Source organism: Cellulophaga sp. L1A9, from assembly GCF_009797025.1.
Taxonomy (GTDB): Bacteria; Bacteroidota; Bacteroidia; order Flavobacteriales; family Flavobacteriaceae; genus Cellulophaga.
In genome coordinates this window covers 3,575,862-3,587,455 of sequence record NZ_CP047027.1, presented here as the reverse complement: position 1 = coordinate 3,587,455, position 11,594 = coordinate 3,575,862, and the positions used below count along the sequence as shown (strand labels likewise).

Annotated in this window: 9 protein-coding genes; 2 read left to right on the top strand and 7 right to left on the bottom strand. The window is 34.0% G+C overall.

The window, feature by feature from the left end:
* Nucleotides 1-6: 6 nt before the first annotated feature.
* Complete coding sequence (locus GQR94_RS15865; protein ID WP_158976796.1) at nt 7-357, bottom strand: hypothetical protein; 351 nt, start codon at nt 355-357, stop codon at nt 7-9.
* A 227-nt stretch (nt 358-584) separates the two neighbouring features.
* Between GQR94_RS15865 and GQR94_RS15860 the strand changes: the two genes are divergently transcribed.
* Complete coding sequence (locus GQR94_RS15860) at nt 585-2,825, top strand: carboxypeptidase-like regulatory domain-containing protein (RefSeq protein ID WP_158976794.1); 2,241 nt, start codon at nt 585-587, stop codon at nt 2,823-2,825.
* 6 nt (nt 2,826-2,831) lie between these two features.
* The gene (locus tag GQR94_RS15855; protein ID WP_158976792.1) at nt 2,832-3,191 is read left to right on the top strand and encodes a heavy-metal-associated domain-containing protein; all 360 of its coding nucleotides are present in this window, start codon (nt 2,832-2,834) and stop codon (nt 3,189-3,191) included.
* Here GQR94_RS15855 and GQR94_RS15850 read toward each other — a convergent pair whose 3' ends face one another.
* From GQR94_RS15850 to bshA, 6 genes are all read right to left on the bottom strand, one after another.
* Nucleotides 3,192-4,550, bottom strand: a complete 1,359-nt coding sequence (locus GQR94_RS15850; RefSeq protein ID WP_158976790.1) for a tyrosinase family protein — start codon at nt 4,548-4,550, stop codon at nt 3,192-3,194.
* Nucleotides 4,551-4,586: 36 nt separating this feature from the next.
* Entirely contained in the window at nt 4,587-6,935 is a 2,349-nt protein-coding gene (locus tag GQR94_RS15845; RefSeq protein WP_158976788.1) for a fibronectin type III domain-containing protein, read from the bottom strand.
* A 195-nt stretch (nt 6,936-7,130) separates the two neighbouring features.
* A complete protein-coding gene (locus tag GQR94_RS15840; RefSeq protein WP_158976786.1) occupies nt 7,131-8,111 on the bottom strand; it encodes a hypothetical protein in 981 nt (326 codons plus the stop codon).
* A 2-nt stretch (nt 8,112-8,113) separates the two neighbouring features.
* Nucleotides 8,114-9,562: an MBOAT family protein gene (locus tag GQR94_RS15835; RefSeq protein ID WP_158976784.1), complete on the bottom strand. Its 1,449-nt coding sequence runs from the start codon at nt 9,560-9,562 to the stop codon at nt 8,114-8,116.
* A 354-nt stretch (nt 9,563-9,916) separates the two neighbouring features.
* The gene (locus tag GQR94_RS15830; RefSeq protein ID WP_158976782.1) at nt 9,917-10,354 is read right to left on the bottom strand and encodes a hypothetical protein; all 438 of its coding nucleotides are present in this window, start codon (nt 10,352-10,354) and stop codon (nt 9,917-9,919) included.
* Between the two features lie 2 nt (nt 10,355-10,356).
* Nucleotides 10,357-11,499, bottom strand: coding sequence for an N-acetyl-alpha-D-glucosaminyl L-malate synthase BshA (gene bshA, locus GQR94_RS15825; RefSeq protein ID WP_158976781.1), 1,143 nt, complete (start codon nt 11,497-11,499; stop codon nt 10,357-10,359).
* Nucleotides 11,500-11,594: the final 95 nt, after the last annotated feature.

Sequence of the window (11,594 nt, the reverse complement as noted above, 5' to 3'; positions counted from 1 at the left end):
ACTATGCTACTTAGTACTAATATATATAATTTTATTTGCTATGCTATCAATACTATAGGTCACTCTTTCATTATTCGTCTTTGGCAATAGCAAATACCTGGCATAATTCACTTCATCGTAAATCCCGTAAAATAAAGGATCGTGTTTTAATGAATCATAATTGGTAACAGCATAACCTATGGTATCATAAGCCTTAATAGTACCAATCTGGTTAGAAAAAATAGAAACATTTGTAAAATTAAGTGATGTATTATTTATAATGCGATACTTAATTTTTTTAATCTCAGTGGATGGTTTTGAAAAAAAACAAGAACTCAAAAGCAATAACACACCGAAAGAAAATACAATGTATTTCATCTTCATCTAATTATTTTTAAAAGTAGTTCAAAATGTATTTTATTTTACAACAAAAGGATGAAATACCCAAAAACTCTATGAAGCGCTCCCTATAAAAATTTAAAGTCGTGAATGTTATCTAATCCCTAAAAATAATCTAAATTTACTATCCTGATCGTGTAATACTTCCTTACAAAATACCGTAATACACTATTTAGAAACTGTACGATATCTAATTTTCCTCTTACATGAAAGTTATCTTTCTCTTTATAGTAATTCTTAGCTACCAGCCCATATGTAGTCAGCTAAAAATAACCGGAACGGTATTGGAACGCACGGAAAAAGGAGCACAAATTAGTTTAGAAAACGTACACATTTCATGGGCAAATACCACTATAGGAACCTTATCTAATAGTTCTGGAGAATTTTCATTAGCCTATGATGCAAAATACACAAAATTAGTCTTTAGTTATGTTGGGTATGTGTCTGACACCCTTACCGTAAACAGACCAAACTTGGGTAAAATCTATTTACAACCAAATATTGCACTAGAAGAAGTGGTGGTTAAACGAAAGATTAATTCTATCCAAAAGTCATTATTTAACCCACAGAATACGGTAAACGTAGATAGTAGAGAGATGCTAAAAGCAGCGTGTTGCAACCTTTCTGAAAGTTTTGAAACTAATCCTTCTGTAGACGTGAGCATTTCAGATGGTATTAGTGGTGCGAAACAAATTCAAATGTTGGGCATGAACAGCCCCTATTTATTATTCACCCAAGAAAACATGCCTTTTATTCGGGGAGCATCACAAATTTATGGCTTGTCCTTTATTCCAGGATCTTGGATAGAAAGCATTCAAATAACTAAAGGAGCTGGAGCTGTTTTAAATGGTTTTGAAAGCATATCCGGTCAAATAAATACCGAATTGGTAAAGCCCCTTACAGACAATTCATTTTTCTTTAATAGTTACGCAAATAGCAATGAACGTTTTGAACTAAATACGAGATATAATACAGTACTCAATGAAAAATTAGCTACAGGGCTTTATCTACATGCTAATTTGCGTTCCGGAAAAATAGACAACAACAATGATAATTTCTTAGATACGCCACTTTCTAAACAGCTTAATCTTATGAATAGATGGCAATATATAGATTTAGATAAAGGGTGGGTGAGCTATCTTAATTTACAATACTTAACGGATCATAAACAAACCGGAGAAACCCGTTACGAACCAAGTACGGATAAATTTTCAAATGACATTTGGGGGAGTGAAATAAATACGCATAGATTTGATGCCTCTGCTAAAATAGGATATGTTTTTCCTGATCTACAGTATCAAAGTTTTGGCTATCAAACGGCCTATAGTGACCATAGGCAAAACTCCTATTATGGAAATAATATTTACAACATAGATCATAAATCTTTTTACAGCAACCTCTTATTTAATAGCATCATAAGCAGTACCCAACACAAATTTAAAACTGGAATTAGTTTTAATTATGATAAGTATGATGAAGAAGTAAATTCAGAATTATCAACTAGAATTGATAATGCTATTGGTTCCTTTTTTGAATACACCTATGATAGTTTAGAAAAATTAAGCTTTGTTGCGGGCATACGTGCAGACCATTCCAATAGGTTGGGTAATTTTATCACGCCAAGACTGCATGTACGCTACTCATTATGGGATAAAGCTAGCCTACGATTTAATGTTGGAAGAGGCAAAAGAGCTGCAAATATCTATGCAGAAAACCAGCAATTATTTGCATCAAATAGAGCCATAAACATTATAAATTCATCCGGAAAAATTTACACTTTAAATCCGGAAATAGCTTGGAATACGGGTGTGAATTTCACTCAAAAAGGATACTTGTTCAATCGGCTTTTTGATATTTCTTTAGATTATTACCATGTGAGTTTTAAAGATCAAGTGGTGGTAGATTGGGAAACACCACAAGAGATATCTTTTTACAATCTTGATGGCAAAAGCATTTCAAATAGCGTTCAACTTGATTTTAATTATGAAATTATTAAAAATTTAGCTGTAAGAGCTACCTATAAAAATTACGATGTAAAAGTAACCTACAACAAAGGGCTGTTAGAAAAACTATTGCAACCTAGAAATAGAGTTTTCTTTAATTTAAACTATGAAACGCAAAAAAAGTATGAAGGTAGACAATGGATTTTAGATTTTACATCTAATTGGTTAGGCAAGCAACGCTTACCAGACACAAGCACTAATCCTAGTCCATATCAATTGGCCTCATACGCAGCTCCTTACACCATCTTAAATACCCAAATAACAAGAGTATTTAATCCCAAATTTGAAGTGTATATTGGAGGAGAAAACATAGGAAATACTGTACAAAAACAACCTATCATCGCAGCTAACGATCCTTTTGGTCCGTATTTTGATAGTACCATTACCTATGCACCTACACTAGATGGCATCTACTATATAGGTTTACGTTATAAAATAAAATAGCACATTATGAAATCAAAATTAATTTACTCTGTATTTACTTTCTTTTTTATTCTTGGGCTACATGCACAGGACAAAAATAAAAATGTAAGCTTTAAAGTTCACGGGAATTGTAGTATGTGCAAAGCTAGAATAGAAAAAGCGGCCATTAAAACAAAAGGTGTAAAATTTGCAAGCTGGAATGCGAGCACCAAAAACTTTGAAATGATTTTCAATGAAAATATTTGTACAATAGATGATGTAAAAAAAGCGATTGTAAAAGCAGGCCATGATGTGGACAGCTTGAGTGCTGAAAGTGAGGTATACGATAAGTTACCTCCATGTTGCAAATACAGAGACCCTAAATCCATGGAAATGGATCATCATTAATTATAATTTCACCACTCTCTTCGCCAGTACGATATTCCCCGAACCATCGACGATTCTTATCACATAAAAGCCAGAAGAAAGCCCATATAAATCTTTAATAATTACTTTATCAGTATTTTGAAAAGATTCTTCACGGATTAACATTCCCATCATATTAAAGACTTCTACCTTACAATCTATCTTTTTATTTAGATTGATATTAATGGTTTCCGTAAATGGATTAGGATAAGGTTGAATAATAATAGGGCTGTCATCTTTATCATCCTCTTCCCATACAATGACCTGTAAATTAGGTACAACATCATATGGTTTATAGGACCTGGCAACAGCACTCTTTTTACCCGTATTTGCATTCTGAACATCAATAGAAGCTGTAAAATCTGCTCCACTATGCGCTTCAAAACCAGGTTTTAATACAATTTCATTCACAGATTCTATAACACAATTAGTCCCGGTAGGTACGATAAAATTATCTCCTGCTTCCACTGTAAACTGATAATAAAAAGACTCCAAAGGTCTGTACGTATTGCTTACGATATAATTATCTAAAGTAGCTAAACCGTTGGTAGCATAAAAAACACCTAAAGCCCTTGTATCTATAATATCATTTGGATTAACAACCGGTAATGTTTCACCATTAAAACTATAGGTACCGTCAAAACGAATCATATCTGTTCTAATGAATGCTGAATTATGATGTAATTCTTCCCAATTATGCCACACATAATCTACATAGGTATGGTGCAGAAAAAATACAGGATCTCTTGGTGATAATGGGGTAGGCATCGCACCGCCCGTCCAAACATGAGAACCTCTATGTACAGGTCTTCTTTCTAGTTCATTGCTAAACTCAAAAAAATCTGACAACCCATACACTGTTGCAAGATTTGCTGGAGTTGGCATAGGACCACCTATTCCTAAATTTCTATTCAAGTTCCAATTACCATTAAAACTTCCGATAAATTCTTCATCCCACAAGGCAGAGGTTTCAGATTGATCTGTAGGGGATTCCCAAAAAGGAATGCTTAATATTGGATTGTAATCTTGAACATACCGTTCTAATTCAAATACAGCCCTTCTATGCCATGCTAGAAAAATTTCCTTTTCAGTTTCATCAGGTAAATTAAAATGTAAATCTAATCTTGACGTATCTGTTGTATTGTCAAAATTGAAAAAATTCATGTGGAAGGTAGCAATGTCATCAAAAAAATTATTCTCCGATCGTATCTCATAAAAAGAATCAATCAATTCTGTTTTTTCATAATCGGTCATCTCTACATAATTTTTCCGAATACTCTGTGCGGTACTCGAATGAATTACAACTAGAAATAAGACAACTAAAAACGATATTTTTTTCATATTTCAAAGGCTATATTATTTTATAATATACTACTATTATTTGTTAGTCAGCGCTTGTTGAATAGCCTCCACTTGTTGTTCTAACAATTTAATTTTCTTCTCTTGAGTTATAGTATACAATGTTAACTCTTCTATTTTTCTTAATAGCTTAGCATTCATTGCACCTAATTGGATTCCGTTTTCTGTAACTTCCGCAGCACTTGGCATATGCATTAGATATCCATTTTCATTAATATGGCTTTCAACTTGTTCTAGAGTAGGAAGCTTGTATTCTTTATCGAAAACATAATCTGGCCAATTTACCTGCAACGCTACTTTAACTTCTTCTGCCACCACATTACCTGCAACTGCCAACCGATAACCTTGCGTATCTGTAGTACCAATCCCTACATTCTGATTGGCATATAAATCCCTAACAGTCCAATCAACGGTATCTAAATTAGCATTTAAGGACGTATAATTTATTTCTGCTTGAACACCTGCTAACGTTACAACCGTTAGTTCTGAACTTTGCAACGACGCATTATTAGATACATCAAGAGCCAAAACTGTAAATACATAGGTAGTTTCAGAAGTAAGTCCGCTTATTGTAAAATTAGTAGTCCCTCCTGTTAAACCAATAGTAACACCATCTTGAAAAATCTCATAATCTGTAACGCCTACATTATCCGTAGCAGCATCCCAAGAAAGTTCTGTACTTGTTTCTGTAGTATTACTGGCTATTAACCCTGTAGGAGCCGCAGGGGCCTCTGTATCTGATACCGCTAAGGTAAGTACCGCTATACTTTCACTAACTACGGAGGTATTCGCTGCCGCATCCAAAGCCGCTACTGTAAAATTGTATGTAGTTTCAGGAGTAAGTCCGTTCACCGCAAAGGTTGTACTTGCTCCAGATAAACCTATAGACACTCCATCTTGAAAAATTTCATAATCGACTACGCCCACATTATCCGTGGCTACAGTCCAATTTAAATTTACACTTGTGGTAGTGATATTATCTGTAACCAAATTGGTGGGTACCGTTGGTGCTTCTGCATCAGCAATTGCTAAAGTGTTTACGGAAATACCATTGCTTTGTCCAGAAGTATTCGCTGCTGCATCTAAAGCGGCTACCGTGAAATTATACGTGGTTTCAGGCGTTAGTCCATTTACTACAAATGTTGTATTCCCTCCAGACAATCCTATAGAAACTCCTTCTTGGAAAATTTCATAATCAACTACGCCCACATTATCTGTGGCTGCAGTCCAGTTCAAATTTACACCTGTTGTGGTGATATTATCTGCAACCAATCCAGAAGGCACTGTAGGTACTTCTGTATCTGTAAGTGCCAAAGTACTTACTGAAATACCATTGCTTTGTCCAGAAGTATTCGCTGCGGCATCTAATGCAGAAATGGTAAAGTTATACGTGGTTTCAGTGGTAAGTCCGTTTACTGCAAAAGTTGTATTCCCTCCAGACAAACCTATAGACACTCCATCTTGGAAAATTTCATAATCTACAACACCTATGTTGTCCGTTGCTGCAGTCCAGTTTAAATTTACACCTGTTGTGGTGATATTATCTGCAACCAATCCAGAAGGCACTGTAGGTACTTCTGTATCTGTAAGTGCCAAAGTACTTACTGAAATACCATTGCTTTGTCCAGAAGTATTCGCTGCGGCATCTAATGCGGAAACCGTAAAGTTATACGTGGTTTCAGCGGTAAGTCCGTTTACTGCAAAAGTTGTACTGCCGCCGGATAATCCTATAGAAACTCCTTCTTGGAAAATTTCATAATCTACAACACCTATATTATCCGTTGCTGCAGTCCACGAAAGGTTTGTGCTTGTTGCCGTTGTAGCGTTAGCTGTAAGATTAGTAGGACTTGTTGGAGCTACATTATCCAATGCTGTTATAGACACATTGTCTATATATATGGTATTCCCTGCAACTAATCTAAAGGGATAGTTACTGGTATAAATACGAATTCTAGGGCTTGTAGTAGTTGCTGTAACATTAAACACATACTCAGACCATGTGGTACCCGTTATAGGAGTTACATTAAAACCTGATACTCCAGACCAAACAGCAAATGCCGGAGAAACGGAAGCACTACTTTGAGCGCCTATTTTCGCCCAAATACGAATTACATATTGTTGTCCTACAACTGCATTAAAATTATAATCTAAGGTTCTACCATCCGTTGCCGTAGAAACAGCGCGTATAGAAAAACTGCCGTTCTGAACATCTGAAGATTCTGAAAATAATTGTGCTAAACCACCCCAACCAGCTGTTCCATTACTCTCATTGAGCGGAGATACAGCATTACTATCATTATGTAAATTTTGAGCAATTAAATTTGTACTCAAAAAAAGAGAAAATACGAGAAAATAGAAATACTTCATGGCAGATGGTTATTAAAAAGTATCAAAAACAAAAAATACATACAAAACAAATCAAATTACTTATCACCCTAAAGTATTCTCTTCTAAATACATAAAACATCTTTGAAATACACAAAATTGGTTCCGAACAAGAGAATAAAACAGGTAGGTAAAAATTAAGTTGAACCTTTTAAGTGAAATTTTACTTATTCATTTTTAATTTTCAAATTGGGAATAGCTGCTTGTTGGTTCTAAAATTTTCTTAGCAACTAGTTCCGCTATTAACTTCCTACCCTGCTTGCTCCAATGCTGATCATAAACAAGTGTTGTAGGTTCTTTAGATTTTGATAGCACGGTATTTATGTCTAAATAATTATAACTATTTTGATTTAAAAAATTTAAAAACTCAGCACTACATAAACTACTATCTAATAAAAAGGCAAACTTTTCTTTATTTATAGGATAGGTTGCTGTTAGCTTTTTAAAATTTTCTAAACTAAGCTCCTGCTTCATTTTTTCTTGCGCAGCCAGCTCCGCCTCAGATGGTGTGTTTTCTTTTGCCCCTGAAATAAAACCTTTAATTCTACCTGGCAACTGAAGAAGAGGATCCAATGCCCCAATATCTTTTAAATACACTAATAATTTTATTTGTTTTGCTATCCTACTCATAGGCGTATCTAAACTTAACCTTGAAGATTCTTCATACGCACTGCGATCTAAATCATCTGTAAATCTTAGATAGATAAACGTATAATCTATTTTATCAAAAAGATCCTTATAGGAATGAATTACATGTAATTCATCTGCCAAATCATACCCTGAATACCCAAATTCTAAAACCGTAGTATTGGAAAGGTTTTGTTCAATCTGCTGCCCTAGTGAATTTGTATAATCTTCATGGAAGCCTTCTATAAATGAATCTCCGACTAAAGCAATTTCAAAAGTATTTTCTTGGGGTTGATACTCCTCATGTACTGAGTTAAAGCCAAAATTGTTAATCTTATAATGACCAACATTTTGCTTTCTATTCCCTGTGATGGAATAACCGGATTGATTAGGGACCCACTTCTCTACTCCTTTATCATCGGCAAAACGCCTTGGCACTTCATTATACAAATGAAATACACGTACCAATCCTTCTAAAACTAAAAGAAGGAGTACCGCGTAAACTACTATTTTTTTTATGATGCTTCCCATACTTAAAATTGAAAATAAATGAATGATCTATCGACACCATCGTCATAAAACAAAATAATAGAAAACACCATCAGTACATACAAACAGAAGCGTATCATTTTACTCTTAAAGTAAAACGGATTCCGTTCATTATTTCTAATGATATATTCAAAAACGATAAAACAAATAACAAGGATAAAGTAATCTATCATTCGATATCCACTAGGGTGCACATAAACTTCACTACTAAAATCAAACAACATTTTTTTCAAGTATGAAAATGCCTGACGAATACTTTCACTCCTAAAAAACACCCACCCAATAGTCACTAGAATAAAAGTTTGCAAGAACCTTAACAGATTTAATATAAACCCTTTTGGTGAATGTAATAAATTAACATCCCCTGTAAATTTCCGATTAGTACTGGTAATAAAAGAGGGTAAAAATAACAAGGCATGAAAAAGTCCCCATATCACAAAGGTCCAGTTGGCTCCATGCCAAAAACCACTAACTATAAAAATGATAAAAATATTTCTAATACTTATAATTTGCGATCCCTTTGATCCTCCTAATGGAATGTAGAGATAATCTCTAAACCATGTAGACAAAGAGATATGCCATTTGCGCCAAAACTCCCCTATATTTCTTGAAAAATAAGGAAACTTAAAGTTACTCATTAACTCTATGCCAAAAAGTTTTGAAGTACCGATTGCAATATCTGAATACCCACTAAAATCAGCATAAATTTGAAAAGCAAAGAAAACCGCTCCCATAACTAAAGTGGTACTTGAGTGCGCCGCGGAATTGTCAAAAATATCATTAACTATAGGAGAAAGGCTGTCTGCGATTACTAGTTTCTTAAAAAAACCCCATAACATTAATTTTAAACCATCGGTAACTTGAGTTTGATTAAAGGTTCTCTTTGTACTGATTTGAGGTAATAAGTTAATTGCTCTTTCTATAGGCCCTGCTACCAATTGCGGAAAGAAACATACAAATGCAGAAAAAGCTATTAGATCTTTGGTAGGCTCTAACTCTTTCTTATAAACATCTATAGTATAGCTTAATGTTTGAAAAGTATAAAAGCTTATCCCTACAGGTAATATAATATTCAAAGCGCCCACATCTATTGTTTGTCCAAAAAATGTAAAGGCATCTACAAAACTATCTACAAAGAAGTTGTAGTACTTAAAAAAGCCTAAAAAACCGAGATTAATAACAATACTAATCCACAGTAATAATTTTCTACGCGAAATACGCGCTTCGTTTCTTAAAAAATTTCCTATTGTAAAATCCAGAAGGGTACTAAATAAGATTAAGCCCAAGAAACGCCAATCCCACCAGCCGTAGAACACATAACTAGCAAAGACTATAAATAAGTTTTGTACTTTTAAATTTTTATTGAATACAAACCAGTATAGCAAAAAAATTAAAGGTAAAAAAATAGCAAAATCAATGGAATTAAATAACACGGTATACTTTTAATTTAATAATTAATAAATTTATATTTTGACCTTCTATTTTCTTAATTATTGTGCAAATCTAAAATATGCATCGCTTTAAATTGCGAATATTGCTGTCCTATTTTTAATTAAAATCTCTGCCAATTTAAACAATACCCTTATTGAAGAGCATGTCCATTATAACTATTTTAAAACAAAAAACAGCTGAGAATATGAATTAACAGTTCTTCTGTATTTTCTATACCCTATTTCTATCTTCTCTAAGCATTAAAAAGTAAAGATATTTTTAGAAACCGAAGCACGCAATAAAGTACTACAATAGGTAAGAATATTCGATATGTAGTCGTATTTAACGCAGGAAGCCTACTCCGTACTTGTGAAGCGAATATTTTCAGGAGATTTTTTAATTTTATACATAGCGAATGGTGATGCTATAGCCTCCGTAGTAGTTAATTGCTCCTTAAAAGAACAATTAATAACGAGCTCTTGATGATCTTCTTTTAAAACCGTTAATTGAGGTAAAGCAGTACCATACTGCTCGCCACAAGCGTATATAAGAATGCGCTCTTTTGAAAAATCTACACTAGGAAATGCTAAACCTGGTTTTCTTGTTTTATTCACGGTAGCGAAAAAAGCCCTTAAGCTTGCCACTTCTTCTATAATGAGTATTTGTGGCGTAGTTACATTACTATGAAAATCACTTAACAGAAGCTCCAATCCTTTCTGGTGCTCCATCGCTGTTTTAGTTGACTTTTGAGCACTACAGGAAACTATAAAAAAGAAAAGAATAACATACTTCATTATTAATGTGCATTTTTAAATCTACCTTGTAAAGCGCGCTCATAGGCTGCTTCATACAATGGTAATATTCTTTTTATATCAAACTTATAGGCGTTTCCAACTGCATTTTCTTTAAACTGTGCTAACACCTCTGGATTTCTCAATATTTTTAAGGCATTTGCAGCCATCTCCGATACATCTCCTACGTTACTTAAGTACCCAGTTACTCCCTGAATGTTTACCTCAGGTATTCCTCCTGCATTACTAGAAACCACTGGCGTTTTATTAATCATCGCTTCTAAAGCCGCTAAACCAAAACTTTCGGTTTCGGATGGCAATAGGAACAAATCTGAAAAACAAAGAATCTTATCTATCTGATTACTATTTCCTAAAAATATTACTTTATCTGCAATCCCTAATTCATCACAAAGCAATTCTGCTTTTTCCTTTTCAGGCCCCTCACCTACCATTAATAATTTAGCGGGGATTTCTTTCTGAACTTCATTGAAGATTTTTATAACATCCGGAATTCGTTTTACCTTTCTAAAATTACTAATATGTGTAATAATACGTTCCTCTTCTTTTGCCATCATAGAACGTTGACAATCGGTAAAATTGTTCTCGTGTTTAGATACATCTATAAAATTTGGAATCACTTCTATAGGATTCTCGATATCAAAAAGTTCTAAAGTGGCGTCTTTTAAATTTTGAGAAACAGAAGTAACAATATCCGATTTATTGATACTAAAAGTAACCGCTGGCTTATAAAAAGGATGTTTCCCTACCAACGTAATATCGGTTCCATGTAATGTGGTAATCATGGGAATAAAAATGCCTTCTTCTTGAAGCATTTTCTTTGCCATATACCCCGCGTAGGCATGTGGAATTGCGTAATGAACATGCAATAAATCTATGCCATACAAGCGCACTGTATCTACCAATTTACTAGATAGGGCAAGTTCATAAGGTTGATAATGAAAAAGCGCATATTCCGGAACATGTACTTCGTGGAAAAAGATGTTATTGTTTAATAGCTCTAAGCGTACGGGTTGTTTATAGGTCACAAAATGAACTTCATGCCCTCTATTGGCGAGTGCAATTCCTAATTCCGTAGCAACAACACCACTTCCTCCAAAAGTTGGGTAACAAACAATAGCAATTTTCATCTATATAAAAAATTTAAAAAATCAATAGTATTGATTGACTTTCGGGCTGTTCCTGAAGGTACAATCTACTTCTTACAAGTTTATTAGGTCTTCTA